15 protein-coding genes are annotated in these 17,405 nt (G+C 70.0%); 8 read left to right on the top strand and 7 right to left on the bottom strand.

Annotated elements, in window-relative coordinates; genetic code table 11:
* Positions 1–545: 545 nt before the first annotated feature.
* The 5 genes from ACH34T_RS39995 (at position 546) to ACH34T_RS39975 (ending at position 4,730) form a co-directional block, all read left to right on the top strand.
* The gene (locus ACH34T_RS39995) at positions 546–2,855 is read left to right on the top strand and encodes a peptidylprolyl isomerase (RefSeq protein WP_396026218.1); all 2,310 of its coding nucleotides are present in this window, start codon (positions 546–548) and stop codon (positions 2,853–2,855) included.
* 33 nt (positions 2,856–2,888) lie between these two features.
* Entirely contained in the window at positions 2,889–3,188 is a 300-nt protein-coding gene (locus ACH34T_RS39990; protein WP_396026217.1) for a chorismate mutase, read from the top strand.
* A 6-nt stretch (positions 3,189–3,194) separates the two neighbouring features.
* Entirely contained in the window at positions 3,195–3,899 is a 705-nt protein-coding gene (locus ACH34T_RS39985) for a hypothetical protein (RefSeq protein WP_396026216.1), read from the top strand.
* A 136-nt stretch (positions 3,900–4,035) separates the two neighbouring features.
* On the top strand, positions 4,036–4,509 hold the full coding sequence (locus ACH34T_RS39980; RefSeq protein ID WP_396026215.1) for an alpha/beta fold hydrolase: 474 nt from the start codon (positions 4,036–4,038) through the stop codon (positions 4,507–4,509).
* Between the two features lie 29 nt (positions 4,510–4,538).
* Positions 4,539–4,730, top strand: a complete 192-nt coding sequence (locus ACH34T_RS39975) for a hypothetical protein (RefSeq protein WP_396026214.1) — start codon at positions 4,539–4,541, stop codon at positions 4,728–4,730.
* Positions 4,731–4,912: 182 nt separating this feature from the next.
* Here the strand turns inward: ACH34T_RS39975 and ACH34T_RS39970 are convergent, their stop codons facing one another.
* Together ACH34T_RS39970 and ACH34T_RS39965 are read right to left on the bottom strand one after the other, a co-directional pair.
* Complete coding sequence (locus tag ACH34T_RS39970; protein WP_396026213.1) at positions 4,913–6,460, bottom strand: MFS transporter; 1,548 nt, start codon at positions 6,458–6,460, stop codon at positions 4,913–4,915.
* A gap of 219 nt (positions 6,461–6,679) precedes the next feature.
* Positions 6,680–7,144 carry a hemerythrin domain-containing protein gene (locus ACH34T_RS39965; protein ID WP_396026212.1) on the bottom strand — a complete coding sequence of 155 codons (465 nt, stop codon included), beginning with the start codon at positions 7,142–7,144 and terminating at the stop codon, positions 6,680–6,682.
* 181 nt (positions 7,145–7,325) lie between these two features.
* Between ACH34T_RS39965 and ACH34T_RS39960 the strand changes: the two genes are divergently transcribed.
* Positions 7,326–8,102, top strand: a complete 777-nt coding sequence (locus tag ACH34T_RS39960; protein WP_396026211.1) for a class I SAM-dependent methyltransferase — start codon at positions 7,326–7,328, stop codon at positions 8,100–8,102.
* A 17-nt stretch (positions 8,103–8,119) separates the two neighbouring features.
* Here ACH34T_RS39960 and ACH34T_RS39955 read toward each other — a convergent pair whose 3' ends face one another.
* Positions 8,120–8,749, bottom strand: coding sequence for a TetR/AcrR family transcriptional regulator (locus ACH34T_RS39955; RefSeq protein ID WP_396026210.1), 630 nt, complete (start codon positions 8,747–8,749; stop codon positions 8,120–8,122).
* A 185-nt stretch (positions 8,750–8,934) separates the two neighbouring features.
* Here ACH34T_RS39955 and ACH34T_RS39950 point away from each other — a divergent pair, with 185 nt between their 5' ends.
* The gene (locus ACH34T_RS39950; protein ID WP_396026209.1) at positions 8,935–10,533 is read left to right on the top strand and encodes an alpha/beta fold hydrolase; all 1,599 of its coding nucleotides are present in this window, start codon (positions 8,935–8,937) and stop codon (positions 10,531–10,533) included.
* 1 nt (position 10,534) lies between these two features.
* Here ACH34T_RS39950 and ACH34T_RS39945 read toward each other — a convergent pair whose 3' ends face one another.
* On the bottom strand, positions 10,535–11,317 hold the full coding sequence (locus ACH34T_RS39945) for an endonuclease/exonuclease/phosphatase family protein (protein WP_396026281.1): 783 nt from the start codon (positions 11,315–11,317) through the stop codon (positions 10,535–10,537).
* A 1,147-nt stretch (positions 11,318–12,464) separates the two neighbouring features.
* On the opposite strand from ACH34T_RS39945, the gene ACH34T_RS39940 reads away from it, so the two are divergent.
* Positions 12,465–13,475 carry a helix-turn-helix domain-containing protein gene (locus ACH34T_RS39940; RefSeq protein WP_396026208.1) on the top strand — a complete coding sequence of 337 codons (1,011 nt, stop codon included), beginning with the start codon at positions 12,465–12,467 and terminating at the stop codon, positions 13,473–13,475.
* A gap of 424 nt (positions 13,476–13,899) precedes the next feature.
* Here the strand turns inward: ACH34T_RS39940 and ACH34T_RS39935 are convergent, their stop codons facing one another.
* From ACH34T_RS39935 to ACH34T_RS39925, 3 genes are all read right to left on the bottom strand, one after another.
* Positions 13,900–15,879, bottom strand: a complete 1,980-nt coding sequence (locus ACH34T_RS39935; protein ID WP_396026207.1) for an SDR family oxidoreductase — start codon at positions 15,877–15,879, stop codon at positions 13,900–13,902.
* A 192-nt stretch (positions 15,880–16,071) separates the two neighbouring features.
* Entirely contained in the window at positions 16,072–16,602 is a 531-nt protein-coding gene (locus tag ACH34T_RS39930; RefSeq protein ID WP_396026206.1) for a GyrI-like domain-containing protein, read from the bottom strand.
* Positions 16,599–17,369 (bottom strand): GyrI-like domain-containing protein, encoded by a 771-nt coding sequence (locus ACH34T_RS39925; RefSeq protein WP_396026205.1) that lies wholly within the window; start codon positions 17,367–17,369, stop codon positions 16,599–16,601. The genes ACH34T_RS39930 and ACH34T_RS39925 overlap by 4 nt, the downstream gene beginning before the upstream one ends.
* Positions 17,370–17,405: the final 36 nt, after the last annotated feature.

Genomic DNA, 17,405 nt, shown 5'->3' with positions numbered 1-17,405 from the left:
ACCACGTCCTGCCCTCGTCACCGCCCCAAGCCCATCGCCTCACGCTCGCCCCTTGTCACCACACCCTGCCCTCGCCACCGTCCCAGCCCCTCACTCCACGCTCGCCCCTTGTCACCACGCAAGCCCTCGCTGCCGCCCCAAGCCCCTCACCCTGCCCTCGCTGCCCACCCCCTGGCACCGCGTCCCGCCCTCGCCATCGCCCAAGCCCTTCGCCCATTGTCACGACGCAAGCCCTCGCTGCCGCCCCAAGCCTCTCGTCCTGCCCTCGCGGCCCGCCCCTGGCCTCGCGTCCCGGCGCCGCCGCATGCTGGTCCACGTGACCGCCGAGTTCGCCGCCCGTCGTGCCGCCTCCGTCGTCGCGCTGTCGTCCTCAACATCGCCGTGGTGCGGGACCATGGCTCGTCCGCGCCCTGCGACCCCGCGCCGGGCTGGCGTGTCGCTCGCCTCAGGCGCGGCTGGGGCCTTTCTTGTCGCGCCCGGCCGTACTCGACGGTCGGAGGCTTGCGGATAATCTGCTCTTTCTGCTTCCGCCGTGGAGGTCCTGAATGCCCGACCCTCGTCCGCTGCGTCCGAACGATCCCCGCGAGATCGGCGGGTTCCGGCTGACGGCCCGGATCGGCGAGGGCGCCCAGGGCAGCGTCTTCCTGGGCGAAACGGACACCGGCCAGCCGGTCGCGGCGAAACTCCTTCGCGTCGACATCGGCCAGGACGATCGGGGCCGCACACTCTTCGAGCGGGAACTGGCCGCAGCCCGGCGGGTCGCCCCGTTCTGCACCGCCCGCGTCCTCGCCGCAGGGGTGGACGGGGACGTCCCGTACATGGTCAGCGAATACATCGACGGGCCGTCGCTACGAGAGCACATATCCGAGCACGGTGTGGCGACCGGCGGCGAGCTGGTCCGGCTCGCCATCGGCACCGCCACCGCGCTGGCCGCGATTCATGAGGCGGGCGTCGTCCACCGCGACCTCAAACCGGCCAACGTGCTGCTCGGTGAGGACGGCCCGAGGGTCATCGACTTCGGCATCGCCCGTCCGCTCGACGCGACCTCGGCCACCATGACCGGTGCCGTCGGCACACCTTCCTACATGGCGCCGGAACAGGTGGCGGGCTCCGTCGGCGGCGCACCCCTGGACATGTTCGCGTGGGCGTGCACGATCGTGTTCGCCGCGAACGCCGTCCCGCCGTTTGGCAGTGACAACGTGGCGGCCATCATGCAGCGGGTCCTGTACGGGGAGCCGCAGCTGGGCGCATTGACCGGGGAACTTCGCGCGCTCGTCGCGTCCTGCCTGGCCAAAGACCCGGCGGCCCGCCCGACCGCACTGCAGGTCCTGCAGCGTCTCCTCGCCAACCGGCCGCACACCGCCCAAGCCCCGCACGCAGCCCCGCACCTGCCCCCCGTCTCGAACACGGACCCGGCTCCAGCCGCCACCCTGGGCCCGGACGCCGCCCCCAACGCGGACATAAGCCCGACACCGGACGCGAGCCCAAGCTTGGACACGAGCCCGAACGCGGACGCGGCCCCGGTCCAAAGCACAGCCCCGAACACGGACGCGGATGCGAACCCGAACCTGAACGCAGGCGCAGGCGCGGGAACAGGCGCGGGCGCGGGCGCGAACCTGGGCGCGAACCCGAGCGTGGGCGCGGACGCGAACCCGGGCGTGGGCGCGAACCCAAGCGCGAACCCGAACCCGAACGCGAGCGCGAAGCCGAACCCGAACGCGGACGCGAACCCCAACGCGAGCGCGAACCCGAACCCGGGCGTGGGCGTGGATGTGGGCGCGGGTCTGGGGCCGGAGTCGAGTGTGGGCGCGAATCTCTATGCGGGGGCCGGTGTGGATGGGGATTCGCGGGTGAGCCTTCTGGCGGAAGGTACGTCGGCTGCCGCGCTTCCGCCCTCCGCGTTCTCACCAAACCCCGTCGTGCCTGCCCCGTTCGCGTCCGGCGTTCCTGCGTCCGGTGCGGATATGTCTGGTTGGCCTTGGCCGGGCGCGCACTCGGCCGATCCACCGCCGTCGTCCGGCGCCAATCCCTTCGGCGCGTTTCCGCAGGGGACTGTGCCGACCGGTGCACCGCCTCCGCCTCCCGAAGGGTTTCCCATTCGGACGGATCCATCGGCGCCCGGACACAGCAGACGTCCGCTTATGGTCGCCGGCGCGGCCGCGGCGGCTTTGCTGGTCATTGGAGGGGTCTTCGTCGCAGTCCTGCTCAGGGACGCCGGGAAAGGCGATGGGACGAGCGGCAAAAAGGGCGGAGGCCCGGCGGTGGCGCAGGGTGGCCCGTCCAAGCAGACCTGCCGCTACTCGCCCGCGACCGGCGGGAGCGTCACGGACGTCGGGACACCGCCGTCCCAAGTGCCCGCGTCACAACCGCGACAGGCGACCATCAAGACCAATCTCGGCACGCTCGTGCTGCAACTGGACCCCGCCAAAACGCCGTGCACAGTGAACTCAATCGCCTATCTAGCGACCAAGAAGTACTACGACAACACCGCATGCCACCGCCTCACGACGAGCCCGAGCATGAAAGTCCTTCAGTGCGGCGATCCGTCGGGCACCGGGACCGGCGGGCCCTCCTACAAATTCGCGGACGAGGTCACGGCCGGTGCCGGCTACACCCGCGGCACGGTGGCCATGGCCAATTCCGGACCGGACACCAATGGCAGCCAGTTCTTCATCGTGTACGGCGATTCGTCTGTGCCGCCCAACTACACCATCTTCGGACGGGTCACGTCCGGTCTGGAAATCGTCGACAAGGTGGCCAAGGCAGGCGCCAAGGAGGGCACCGTCATGGGCCCCGGCGACGGCCCGCCGAAACAGAGGATCACCATTTCCGAGTTCCGGACGGCCGTCGGCTAGTTCCGATGATCGGTCGGATGGGACGATCGTCCGATGCGAGATGAAGGCCAGGACACCCTCGCTGAGGTTCGCGCCCGCATCGACGGCATCGACGGTGAACTCGTCAGGCTGCTGGCCGAGCGGCAGGCCCTGGTGCGTGCGGCCGCGTCGTTCAAGACCGACGAGCAGGGCGTCCGCGCGCCGGAAGGGGTGGAGCAGGTCGTCGCGCTGGCTCGCGAGCGCGCCGCCGCCGCAGGCCTGGCGCCCGAGGTCGCCGAGGCGGTGTGGCGGACGATGATCGCCGCTTTCATCGATCTCGAACTTGCCGAACACGCGCGGCGAAAGGGGCGCTGACGCGGCGTGGCGGCGGTGGTCGACGGGCTTTATGCCGCGTTCGCGGACGTCCCGCGTCCCGTCGATCTGGAGGGGTGCCCCTGCTGCGTCGACCCCGATGAAGGACGGCCGCTGCTCGCCCGTCCGCTCCGCGCCCTTTCCGCTGCGGACCTGTCCCGGTACGCCACCAAAGTGTTGAACACCTGGGGCGGCCCGGAGGACTTCCACTATTTCGCGCCACGCCTGCTGGAATTGGCGGCCGATGACGCATTCGGCTGGCCGGACCCGGAAATCGTCTTCATGAAGTTCAGCCGTGTCGGATGGCAGGACTGGCCACAGCGCGACGCCATCGCCGCCTTCTTGAACGCCTTTTGGACACGCACTCTGGACGACTTCCCCGCCTGCCCCTCCGTAGACACGGCCCTCTGCTCACTCGCCGGCATGGATACCGACATGAGACCATGGCTGGACGAATGGGGCGGCGCATTGACATCCCTGCCCGCCGCTCGCCATCTGCACGAGTTCGTCACCGAGAAACTGATCTGGCGGCGCGGACGACCACGACTCATCCACGGATTCTGGGACACCTCGTCACGCTCATACGAGCAGGTCATCGAATGGCTGACCGGCGGTCCGGCCACTGCGGCGGTCAGCGCCGCCTTCGCCCGGACAGAGGACGAGGCAGCGCTGGAACGCCTGATGGAAATCGAATCCCAGCTGAGCCCGAGCTAGTGCTGTGACCGCATAGGTTCGCCGGGTTCGGGGGTTGGGCGTGCCGTTTCCAAAGATCGCACTCTGACGGAGCCGTGTCAGAGCCTCCCGGTAGCGTGCCGTCACACAGATCTGACTCCTCTTCGGGAGAGCCGCCGTGGACATCCTGCTCATCGCTGGCTTATGGCTCGACGGATCCGCCTGGGACGACGTCGTCCCCGAACTCACCGCGCTCGGCCACCATCCCGTGCCGCTCACCCTCCCGGGGCAGGGCGACGGCGCCGCCTCCGCGACGCTTGACGACCAGCTGGAGGCAGTGCTCGCCGCGGTTGACGCGGCGCCCGGAAAGCCGCTGGTGGTAGGGCACTCCGCGGCATCGACCCTGGCCTGGCTGGCCGCCGACGCGCGACCGGAGAAGGTGACCAAGGTTGCCCTGGTCGGCGGCTTCCCCCCGCCGATGGGCAGGCCTACGCCGATCACTTCGCGATTGAGGGCGGCGTCATGCCCTTCCCGGGCTGGGATCCCTTCGAGGGCGCGGACGCCGCCGACCTGGACCAGCAGAGCCGGGACCGCTTCGCGTCCGCCGCGGTTCCTGTCCCCGAGGCGGTCGCCAAGGGAGTCGTACGCCTGACCAACGAGCGCCGCTTCGACGTCCCCGTCGTGGTCGTCTGCCCCGAGTTCACCCCCGCCCAGGCCGAGGAGTGGATCGCCGCCGGTGAGAGTCCTGAGCTGGCCCGCGCTACCCACCTTGAGTACGTGGACCTCGACTCGGGCCAATGGCCGATGGCCACCCGCCCCCGCGAACTCGCCCGCGTCCTGGCAAAGGCCGGGCAGATGAATCTGGGCAGTTGAATCTGGGTGGGTGAATCTGGGTGGGTGAATTCGGAGATTGAGGTGTTCAGGCGTCCATCGTGCGGCGGTATCGGACCTCGTCCAACGGGCATCGAACCGGGCCTGGCGGCCTCACGTGTGCGCGAAATAGTGGCGGCATCAGTGGCCGCACCAGTCGTCATGGTTGCGTCCCGTCGCAGGGGTCATTGGGGTGGGCGCCCTCGGGTGCGGCGTGCCATGAGAGGGGCGGTGACGCATGCGGCGGCGATGAGGATCACGGACGCGACCGCCAGAGCGGTGGTGTAGCCGTGCACGGACGCGGCCACCGGCGTGGCGTCCCGGGACGTTGCCAGGTGCGACGCCGCGGCGCTCGTCGCGATGGTGTTGAGCAGTGCGGTGCCCAGTGCGGCTCCGAGCTGCTGGGACGCGTTGTAGGCGGCGGACGCCGCGCCGATGTCCTGGTGCCGGACGTCGACGGTGGCTAGGGCGGCGGTCGCCGGGATGACGCACCCGAGGCCGAGCCCGGTGAGGATCAGCGCGGGCGTCAGATACAGCGGCAGGACGTCCGTTGTGTGCGGAGTCAGGCGGGTCAGGAGGAGCATCCCGGCGGCGGCCGCGATCAGGCCCGGCAGGATCAGCGCCGCGGGCGGAACCCGTCCGTGCAGTTTCCCGGCGATGAAGGTCGAGCTCACCAGGGCGGCCAGGGCGTTGATGATGAGCGTCAGGCCCGCCTGGATGGGCGAGTAGCCGAGGATTCCCTGCACGTAGTAGCTCATGAACAGGTAGAACCCGAACATCGCGACGAACATGAGCGTGATCGAGACGAACGCCCCCGCGCGGGCGCGGTGCGCGAGGACCCGCATCGGCAGCAACGGATTGGACGAGCGCACCTCGACGGCGACGAACCCCGCGAGCAGCAGAACGCCCGTGGCCAGGAGCGCGAGCACGCGAGGCGACGACCAACCGCGCGGTTCGGCCTCGTTGAACGCGTACACCACTGCGGCGAACCCGACGGCACTGAGCAGCGCACCCGGCACGTCGAGCCGCCTACTGCGACGTCCAAAACGACCGGCGCCGGCCAGAGGACGCGGGTCGGCTGAACCGTTCGCGCCAGCCGAGCCGGTTGCGCCGGTCGCGTGGGGCGTTCGGGATGAGCCGGTTGGGGTCGCTGCTGATTGGGGTTTGGCGGCTGAGCGAGCGGTGTCGGACGGGGTACGGGCGGGGCGGTCGCGTGGGACGAGTGCGCTGGCGGCGAACACGGCGAGCAGGGCGATCGGCACGTTGATGAGCAGGCACCAGCGCCACCCGACATACTCGGTCAACGCCCCGCCCGCGATCAGTCCGACGGCCGAGCCCGCCGCGCCGACCGCGCCGAACACTCCGAACGCCCGGCCGCGTTCGCGTCCTCCGGTGAAGGTGATCGTGAGGAGCGACATTCCGGCGGGCGCGAGCGCGGCGGCGAACAGTCCTTGCAGGGCCCTGGCGGCGAACAGCGTCTCGGGGTTCACGGCGGCCCCGCCGAGCGCGGACGAGGCGGCGAAGCCGACCAGCCCGATGATGAACGTCCGCCGGTGGCCGATGGCGCTGCCGACGCGTCCACCGATCAGCAGCAGCCCGCCGAACGCGAGCGCGTACGCGGTGATCGCCCATTGCCTGCTCGCGTCGGACATGCCGAGCGCGGCCTGCGCGGACGGCAGCGCGATGTTCACGATCGTCCCGTCCAGGACGACGAGGAGCTGAGCGATGCTCACCACCGCCAGCGTCCACCATCGGCGCGACTCGGACGCGTGTCCCGCCGTACCGCCGCCGCCGTCTCGGGTCTTGACGGCAGAACCCGTCCCGTGCGTTTCGTTGTTTCCGGCATCCATGTCTGTCAAGTGTTTCGTTGAAGTGGTGCCGGAGACTTTCACCGTCCATCGGCGACGATTCGCAGCCAGGTGCGCGGGCAACCCTCAAAGCGCGGTCGAACCTCAGGTTTCGGGATCGCCGATCAGGAAGTCGGGCTGATCGCGCTCCCAGTCCGGCATGTCCAGCGCGTTGAGCGCGGACACGATCCGTCTCTCCTCGTAGACGAAGTGTGTTTCCATCAGGACGGCGAGGCTGTCCAGTTCCCTCCGAACAGCGGTGAGGTCTGATTCCTCGTCGAGGTCGGCGAGGAGTGTGTGCAGGCGTTGGAGGGAGTCCTCCACCAGTAGGTGGTCGCGGCGCAGTTCGTCCAGCACTGGGCGCAGTTCGGGGAACGCTTGCGCGAGCGCCGGGAAGGCCCCGCCCTCCTCCCCGGAATGGTGCCGGTTCAACGCCGCGCAGAAGGTCAGGCAATGGGCTCGCAGCTCGCGCGGGCGAATCCCGTCCGCGAGGCGGTCGTCAGGTTCCGCACGGACGGAGTCGAGTTCGTCGCGGAGGGAGTCGAGTTCGTCGCGGAGCCAGATGTGCATTTCGATCAGCTGATTGCCGAACGCCCTGAGGCGATCGCGGGACGATTCCAAGGTGTTCCTAGGATCCGGCGCCTCCATGCCCTCGGCGTCCTCCCGCCGGGTGCACCGCGACGCTGCCGGAAACCCGATCACGATGCAGGTCAGTGGTCAAGGCGCGGGCAGCGGCTGCGACGATGGAAGCATGGACCAGAGGACGTTCGAGGAGCTGGTCGCCGAGGCCGGATCCGTCTCTGTGGCGGGCTGGGATTTCTCCTGGCTGGACGGCCGAGCGACGGAGCAGCGCCCGTCCTGGGGATATCAGCGGCTGATGAGCGAACGGCTCGCCCGCGCCGATGCGGCACTCGACATTCAGACCGGCGGCGGTGAAGTGCTGGCCGGAGCCGCCCGCTTCCCGCCGATAATGGTGGCCACGGAATCCTGGCCGCCGAATGTCGACAGGGCCACCCGGCTGCTGCATCCGAGGGGCGTCGTGGTCGTCGCCGATCCGGACGAGCCGCCGCTGCCATTCGCCGACGGGGCTTTCGACCTGGTCGTCAGCCGCCACCCCGCCACGGTCTGGTGGACGGAAATAGCCCGCGTCCTGGCCCCCGGCGGTACGTACTTCGCGCAACACGTCGGCCCAGCCAGCGTCTTCGAGCTGACCGAGTACTTTCTCGGGCCGCAGCCCGAAGCACGACGGAAGCGCCACCCTGACATCGAAGGCGCCGACGCCACCGCCGCCGGTCTCGAAATCAAGGACCTGCGCCTCGAACGGCTCCGCATGGAGTTCTTCGACATCGGCGCGGTCGTCTACTTCCTGCGCAAAGTGATCTGGATCGTCCCGGGCTTCTCTGTCGACGCCTACCGCGACCGTCTGCTGCGGCTGCACGAGCAAATCCAAGAGGACGGCGCGTTCGTCGCGCATTCGTCCCGCTCCCTCATCGAGGCCCGCAAACCCAGCCGACCGGCCGGCGCCTGACAATCCAACACCCGTGGTCAGGTTTGCAGGCTGGCCACTTCGGCTTCGTAGAGGAGGGCGGGGTCGAATTCCATTCCGGTGAAGTGGCCGGCGAGTTCCAGTGAGAGCACGCCGTGCAGGCGCGTCCAGAAGGTCAGGGCGCGACGCCGCACCGGTGCGGGGTGGGAGGCGCCCCAATGGCCGTGCTCGTCCAGGTTCCGGTCGAGGGCGGTCCCGTCCGCGGGCACGGGCGGGCAGGCGTCGAGCATGATCGCCATCAGTTCCGCGGCGATCTCGGTGGTGTCGGCGGGGGCGTGGTAGCCGGGTATGGGCGTCCCGTAGATGAGGAAGTAGCGATGCGGGACGTCGAGCGCCCAGCGGCGGACGGTATGGGCGAGGCTCGCGAGGTCGGTACCTCCCTCGGCGGTGGCGTGGAAGGCGTCGGCCAGGCTGCGGTAGGCGTCCCTGATCAGCTCGGTGATCAGCTCGTCACGGTTGGCGAAGTAGCGGTAGAGCGCCGGGCCGCTCATCCCCATCTGCTTGGCGATCGCGTTGAGGGACAGGGCGGACGCGCCCGCCGTGGCGATCTGCTCCCACGCCCGTTCCTTGATCTCCGTGCGCACCTGCGCCCGGTAGCGCTCGCGGGGAGACGCCGCGATCTCCGCCATGTCACCGCCTCTTCCGTCAGCTCACCACAGCTACCAGTGACGATAGGACTTCTGGACGCGTTCTCCGGCACTTCCCCTTGACGGAGCACTGTAGCTCCCTCACTCTTGTTAGAGTCTATAACAAGTGCAATGGCTCATCACGCTTGTTTGAGCCCGGAGTGCATCGCCACGAAGGAGAGCTGGACATGCGCACTGCGACACGACGAGCAGGCTGGACGCTCACCGCCGCCGTGACGGCCGGGGCGATGACGACCACTCCGGCACTCGCCGCGCCCACCAAAAACGATCAGCGGCCCTCGTCCAGCCGCACTGAGCGCGATCCGTCCGGCCGCGTCGAGCGCGATCCGTCCGGCCGCGTCGGGCGCGATCCGTCCAACAGCACCGAGCCCGGCCGCACCGCGTCCAGCCGCGTCGCGTTGGGTGGCATTGGGTGGCGGGCGTGTGTTGAGGACGAGTTCAAGGGGATGCGGTGCGGGACGATGCGGGTGCCGGTCGACTGGTCCAGGCCGGGCGGCGCGCAGCTCGAACTGGCGCTCGTCCGGCGCCCGGCCGACGACCAGGCGCACCGCGTCGGCACCCTGATGCTGAACAACGGCGTCGGACGCTCCGCGATCGAGCAGTTCAGGCTGGCGATGCAGGTCGGGCTCCCACAGGTCGGCGGGGACATGACGAAGCGCTTCGACATCGTCGCCGTGGATCCGCGCGGGGCCGGGCGCAGCACGCCCATCCGCTGCGCCGAGCCGCTCAGGCCGGAAGGCGTCAGCTACTTCCCCAAAGACCGGCGGACGTTCCAGAAGCTCGTCGACCACAACCGCGCCCTCGCGCGTGACTGCGTCCGCCGCAACGGCGCGCTGATGGCCAACGTCGACATCACGAGCGTCGCCCGCGACATCGAGGCGGTCCGCAAGGGCCTCGGGGAGCGGCAGCTCAACTGGTACGGGATCCTCTGGAGCAACCTTCTCGGACGGACCTACGCCGACCTGTTCCCCGGACGCCTGCGCACGATGTACCTGGACACCGCGTTGGACAACACCGGTTCACCCCTCCGCAGGATCTTCAAGGAGGCCACCGCGGCGGAGCAGTCGTTCAACCGGTTCGCCGACTGGTGCGCCGCCTCGGACGACTGCGTGCTCAAGGGACACGACGTCGCCGCCGAGTACGACGCCCTCGTCGCCCGCGCGGACCGCGACCCCGTCCCCGTGGCGGGCGGCGCCCACCGTCCGCTGACCGGCGAGGACATCCGCGTCGCGACCCAGGAGTTCATGAACGTCTCGTTCATCCAGTGGCCCGAGCTGGCCAAGGCCATCGCCAAGGCACAGGCGGGCGACGCGTCCGAATTCACCCGCAATCCCGACCGGACGCTCGACCTCGTCCAGGCGCAGATCCCGGCCTGCCTGGACAACGCCCGGCCCGTCCGGACGTACCGGCAGGTCGCCCGGGTGCGGGACCGGCTCGCCAAGATCTCGCCGCATCTCGGCGGCGCGGTGAGCTCCTGGAACCGGTACGCGGGCTGCATCGGCTGGCCGATCGACGCCAAGCCGGTCCAATCCGGCGGAAAGGTCTCGGGCGCGCCGCGCGCGCTGGTCGTCCAGTCGACGCATCAGGCCCTCGCCCTGCACTCGGAAGGCCGCGTCCTCGCCTCGCAGCTGCCGGGCAGCGTCGTCCTGAGCCGGGACGGCGACGACTACAGCATGTTCATGGTGTCCCAGTGCGTCCGGGACGCCGCCAACCACTACCTGACCGACCGGATCCTGCCGAAGCCGAACACCGTCTGCACCGACTGACTCAACCGGCGACCGGCCCGGAAGCGGCCCAGGTAAGGGTTGCTTCTATGGCGTAATGGTCGGACAGAGGGACGACGTCGCCTCCGGCGAGGCGGGCGTCGTCCTTGAAGACCACGCGGGTGGTGGTTTCGAGGTTCGGCGTGACGAGGATCTGGTCTATCGGCTCCAGCTCGGCGTACTCGGGACGGAATGTGGGTTCCGTATCGCCGTCGAGCGCGTCACGCAGGCCCGTGCTGGACGCGAACTCGCGGAACAGGTCGTGCGCACGGGGGACGTTGAAGTCGCCCATGACGACCTTGGGTTCCGCCGGATCGACTCTGCCGATGAGCGCGGCCAGCTCGCCCAGCTCGGATTCCTCGGCCCTGGTGTAGACGTTGGACGGCGTCCAGTCCATGTCCATGTTCGCGGAAAGGTGCGTGTTCACGACCGTCAGAAACCCGCCCGGAAGCTGGACGCGGGTGAACAGCGCACCTTTGCGCAGCAGCCATTCAAGACGTGCCGGGCGGGTCGGCGTGAAGGGCCGGAAATGGCGGCGAGTGATCGGACGGCGCGAAAGAGTGACCAGTCCGCCGCGCACCACTGGAAAGGTCGGTGCGTGCGCTATGTGCGGGTACGACTTCGCCGCGTGTCGAAGGTGCGCCAGGTTCCGCGGCGAGATGACTTCCTGGAGGCAGACGACGTCGTAGTCCGATTCCTCGATGAGTTGGGCCAGCACGCTCAGGCGGGCACGCGAACGGCCGCGGAACAGCGTGTTGAACGTGAGGACACGGACGCGGACATCCATCACGTGGTACGCCCGCTGGCGGAGCGCCGGGTGTCGTAGTCCCAGGTAGCCATGCCCGCCACTCTACGTGGAGCCCCCACCACCAAGACGCACCGCCCACCACCCGCCCGCGGCCCAACCCGTCCGGATTTCGGACGCACCACACCCGCCCCTATTCAGGTATTTCGGCTAAATCCCTTGAAGGCGGGTGAGGTACGGGCTAGCCGGAGAACGCGGCGGGCTATCCAACACGCGTTGAAATGTGCGAAGGGCTGGTGCATCATTGGAGGCTCAGCCCCGGCCGCTGTCATGGAGGCGCACATGTTGTTGCCCTGCCGCTCAGGGGATTACTGAATTCGCACCCGCACGGCTGTCCCCCGTTCATCGCCGAGTTCGCGACGACGCCGAAAGTGCCATGATGCGCAGCGACCCCGCTTATCTTCCCCTCAACGGCAAGCAGCCTTGCGCGATGGCGTGTTGCGGACGTTCGTCCTGCTTTCACGTCCGCGTGGAGACGGCGGCCGCCCCGAGGGACCGGTCGAACGCACGCGCCTCCTGCGGGGCCCATCTCGCCGAGGTAGTCCACGAATTGGCGCTGTGGGCCCGGGAACAGCGGCGATGCCCCGCCCGCGTCGTCGTCTACGCGATGACGGACGGCCCATGCGCAAAGGACACGGGTCCTTTCGACCGCCTCGTCCTCGGCGCCATCCCCGTCTGACCACCCCACAACCACACACCCGCACAACCACCCCCCGCACGACCACACCCCGCCTGACCACACCCGCTCGGCCACATTCCGCACGACCACATTCCGCACGACCACGCTCTCACTTGGCCACGCTCCGCACGACCACACACCCGTTTGGCAAGCCCCCGTTTTACAACCCCCCCGTCTGACCACGGACGTTGGTACGTGGCTGCATCCGGACGTTGCCCGCCGACGCGATGGCTTCCGATACTGAGCGGGCAATGCCTCAAGCGCACCCGGACAAAAAGGGGTCGGCATGGGATTCGAGCTCGCCTCATTCCGGATATCGCTCTGTCGTCCTTCAATTACGCTAAAGAACCGGCCCGCTTCGCCGCCGAGGTCAAGCCCGCGCTGCGGGAGCGGCCACGGGGCCTGCGGCGTCCTGTCCATCGACCGTCACGAAACGGCACCAGCCCCGACATGACCATGACTTCAGCCGAGATATCGCCGCCGCTGTCCGCCTACCAGCGGGTCGTCAGCACGGACATCGACGTCCTGCACGACGCGGTCGAACCGTTCGCCGTCGGCCACGACCTCCAGCCCCTCCGGCCGGGTGTGCCGCTGGACGGCCAGGTCAACGCCCTGGGCGTCGGCGCGGTCAACCTCGTCTGGGTGCGGTACGGGGGCGGCGGCGTCATTGTGGACACACCACCGACCGAGGGGCATTTCGCCATGTGCGCGCCGATGGCGCCCATGGACGTCGAGTACCGGGTCACGAAGAGCCGGGACACCACGGGCGGCGGCCACGTCCTGTCCCATGACGAGCCGATGCGGATGACGCCGCCCCCGATGATGGGCTGCCTCGTGATCGCGACGAGCACCGGGCGGCTCGCCGACCATCTCGCCGACCATCTGGGACGCGAGCACAGCCCGCCGTTGCGCTTCCTCGACACCGGCGAACGAGCGCTCGTGCCGTCCTCGATCGTCGAGCGGACCTGGCGGCACGTCTGCGACGTCCTCGACCACGCGACGGCTGCCGACGGCCTCCACCCGCTGGCGGAGCGCAGCCTGGAGGAGGCGCTGCTCACCGCCATCCTGCTCGGCCTGCCGCACACCGGGACCGCGAGTCTCGCGGAACCCCAGGAGCAGCCCTCACACCGTCTCGCCGGTGTCATCCGCGACTGGGTCGAGGCGCATCACCACCGTCCGATCGGGGTCACCGACATCGCGGCGGCGGTGGGCATCGGCGTCCGCCAACTCCAGGCCATCTGCCAGGACGAATGGGGCCTGACGCCCACCCGGCTCCTCCGCGGAGTCCGGCTCGACCACGCCCGCGCCGCGCTCATCGAGACGCCACCCGGCGCCCGCACCGTCACGGACGTCGCCGAGGCCGCCGGATACGTCCACATGAGCCGCTTCGCCGCCCACTACCGCCAGCGCTTCGGAGAAACCCCCACCCAAACCCTCAAGCGAACCACCACCGCCCCCTAACGCCACAACCCACACGCCACCACCCAACGCCACCGCCACGGATGTCACGCGCGCAACCTGACGCCAGCGCGACTGATAACGCGGGGGCCACAGGGCACCGGGGCGGCGGATAACACGGGCGCCACCGGCCACCGGCGCAAGGGACAACGCGCGCGTAACCTGACGCCCGCGCGACAGACGACGCGCGGACCACCGGACAACGGGCGGCGGATAACGCGGAAGTCCCCAGACACCGGAAAGCGGATGATGCGAGGGCCATCGGCCGCCCAGGCGGCGGATAACGCGGGCATCCCCGGACATCGGCGCGACGGATAACGCGCGCGTAATTTGACGCCCGCGCGACGGATGACGCGCGGACCACCGAACACCGCCGAGACGAAGAACGCGGAAGTCCCCAGACACCGGGCGGCGGGTGACGCGGGCGTCAGTGGACGCCGGGGCGGCGGGTGATGCGGGCGATGGTCCGGTTCGCGGTGGGCGACACGCGAGAGAGCGCGCGGGCGATGCGTGCTTCGGCGGCGACGAGCGTGACCGGCGTGTCCTGGCGGACGGCTCGCAGGACGGCCTGTGCGACCTTCTCCGGCGGGGAGCCTCGGCGCTCAAGCGCCCGGGCCACTCGGTTGCGCTGCTCGCCGTCCAGGTTTGGGGGCCGCCCCACGAAACGGGTTCGACCAATCATCGGTGTGATGATGACTCCCGGACAGACAGCGGAGACGCCGATGCCGTAGCGGTCGAGGTCGACGCGGAGGCTCTCGCTCAGCTGGAGCACTGCGGCCTTGGTCGCGCTGTAGGCGGGCATCTCGGGGCTCGGCAGGAACGCCACCATGGACGAGATGTTGACGATGTGCCCGCCCTCGCCACGTTCGACCATCTGGCGTCCGAACAGGCGACAGCCCCGATACGCGCCGTCCAAGTTGATGGAGCGGACGTGGGCCCACTCTTCCTCTGGCGTGTCGAGCAGCGACCCGACTAGGGCGATGCCCGCGTTGTTGACGACCACGTCCGGGACACCGAACGAATCACGCACGTGGTCGGCGAACCGCTCCATCGCTTCGGCGTCGGCGACATCGACCCTGTAGACGTGGGCTTCGCCACCGGCCGCGGCTATCTCGTCCACGGTGCGCTTGGCGGCGTCTTCGTCGATGTCGGCCACGACAACCCGTGCGCCGTCTGCGGCGAAGGCGTGGGCGGTGGCGCGGCCGATGCCGCTGCCCGCGCCCGTGACGACGACGAGGTCGCCGCCGAACTCCTTGCCGGGCACGCCCGCCGCGCGGGCCCGGGCCAGGGCGGGCGTCTCCGGCCCACCGTCCAGGTGCTCGACGAACTCGGTGACCCAGCGGGCGATGAGGTCGGGATGGCTGCGCGCCACCCAATGCCCGGCCGGCGCGCGCCGCACGTACAGGCGGGACACCGGCCCACGCGCGGACAGCAGCAGCGACGGAGAGCCGTACCTGTCCTTGATCGGGACAATGAGCTGCACGGGCACGTCCGTCCACCCATCACCGGCGGCCACACCCCCACCAAACACACCTCGGCCGGACGCACCCCCGCCAGCCACACCTTGGCCACGCGCACCCCCGCCAGACGCGCCTCCGCCACGTGCACCTCCGCCGGACGCACCCCCGTCAGACGTGCCTCCACCGGACACGCCCCCGCCGGTCGCGCTTCCGCCGGTCGCGCCGCCACCGGACATGGCTCCGCCGGACGTGCCTGGGGCGTGTGGGCCTTTGCCGCGTGTGGTGCGGTTGCGGCCCATGTTCGCTCGGTAGAGGCCGAGGCCGTTGCGGGCGTCGGTGGGCAGTGTGGCGGCCGGGTGGCCCGAGCGCGGGTCGGCACCCTCGCGAAGTCTCATCACGTGCGGGAACCCGGCCGCGAGCAGCCGGGCCGCGACCTCGCCGAGCCGCGGCGCCATCAGCACCGGCATGTAGACGCTGCGCCGCACCTGGTCGAGGACCTCGGCGATCCCGCGCGGCCCGGACCGGACGGCCTGCGCGGCCCAGCGCGCCATATGCCGCCGGTCCGGCCCGGAGATCGACGTGAACGAGGCGATGCGACCCCGCAGCCGGTCGCCGATCACGGCCTCCCAGCCCTGCACCGAACCCCAGTCGTGCCCCACTAGATGGACGGGCTCGTCGGCGCCGACCCCGTCCAGGACGGCTTCGAGGTCGCCCATGAGCGCGTCCAGCCGGTAGTCGAGCGGGTCGGCCGGGCTGCCGGACGCTCCGGCCCCGCGCACGTCGTACGCGACGACGCGGAACCGTCCGGCGAGCCGTTCGGCCACCTCGTCCCACATCGCGCTGGTGTCCGGGTACCCGTGCACGAGGACGACCGTCGGCCGCCGCCCGTCGCCCCGCACCCGCACGGCCAGCTCGATGTCGCCCGACCTCACCCACTGATCTCGCATGAACCCCGCCTGCCCGTCCGCCCGTCCGTCCGCCGTGCCGTTTCTCGTGAAACTACGCCTCTGCGACGGACAGTCCAATACGACCACCGCGCGAGCGGTCACCGAACAGGCCGACCACCAGACGAGCAGCCACCAGACGCGGCCACTAAACGAGTGGCAGCGGCAGCGGACAAGCGGTTGGCGGACGTGCGGTTAGCGGATGGGCTGGCGCAGGATTGTGCGCATCTTCTCCGGGTCGGTCTCGCTGGGATCGGACAGGTAGATCTCGTGGTGCAGGCCGTTCGGGACCACGCCCTCGTCCTCCATCAGCGCGTACATGCGGGCGAGGGACGCGGGCTCGTCCGCGTACGCTCCGCGATGCAGCAGCTGTACGCATCGGCCCTTCGTGAACGTCACATGCTGGACGCGCGCAGCGGCCGCCACCTTCGACCGCACCTCCTCACGGGCCTGATCGATCGACTGGGTGTCGTCCGGGAGGCGAAGGAACAGATGCCACCACCACCGGTCGCGGGGCACGTCGAACGGTGAGCCCTCCTCCTCGACCCACCAGCGTCCCTCCAGCGGAACCATCGGCGCGCCAAGCGCGCCCATGACCGCGTACAGCGCGCCGACGCTCTCGCCATAGGCGGCACCGCCCGGCTCGCCGCGTCCTGTAACGGCCAGGCCCGACACAGAGCCGTGCTCCACCAACTCCGGTTCTTCAGCCGCCTCGTACCAGCTCACTGGGAATCCTCCACACGGATCTGCACCCGCGTCTGCAGGTGCTCGGGCGGCGTGGTCGCGGGGTCGTTGAGGTACACCTCGCGGACGGGCCCGGCGGGCGTGTGCCCGTAGTCGCCGAACCACGCGAGCACGCCATGGACCGTGAGCGGAATCTCCTCGTACGGGCCGACATGGACGGCCGACGCGAACGAACCACCGGACAGGAGGTCGTCGCCGGCCGCCGCCTGGACGGCCACGCGGACATCGAACTCCTCGGCCATGTCCAGCGGGAACAGCCCGATGAGCAGGCCGTCCGGTGACATCCGGGGTAGCAGCCGGGCCACGCAGGCGCCGGTCGCGTCCGGGATCGTCGACGGCGTCGCGGGCTCCCGCGCGGTGACCACGCGCCGCGCCGGCTCCCGGACGATCGACACCTCCGTCTCCGGCAGCCCTTCGGCGACCACGCGGTCCAGGAGCCGCAGGCCGCGCCGCCGCCGGGCGACATCGGCCTCGATCCTGTCGCGCGCCTCCTTCAGGGCGTCGCCCGCGTCGCCCGCGTCCCCGGACAGGACGCGCGCCACGGCCGGCAGCGGGACGTCCATCGCCCGCAGCAGGCCGATCAGCAGCGCGTCCCGTGCCTGGACAGGCCGGTAGTAGCGGTAGCCGGACGCCGGGTCCGTCCACGCCGGTGCGAGCAGCCCGAGATCGGCGTAGTGCCGGAGCTGCTTGACGCTCAGCCGGCACAGCCGCGCGAACCGCCCGATCGGCAGGAGATCATCATCGCTCACGGGCACCACCCTGAGCCCTCCCACCATGGGAGAGTC

Source organism: Actinomadura sp. 9N215, from assembly GCF_044326345.1.
Classification (GTDB): domain Bacteria; phylum Actinomycetota; class Actinomycetes; order Streptosporangiales; family Streptosporangiaceae; genus Spirillospora.
This window is presented reverse-complemented; position numbering and strand designations above follow the sequence as displayed.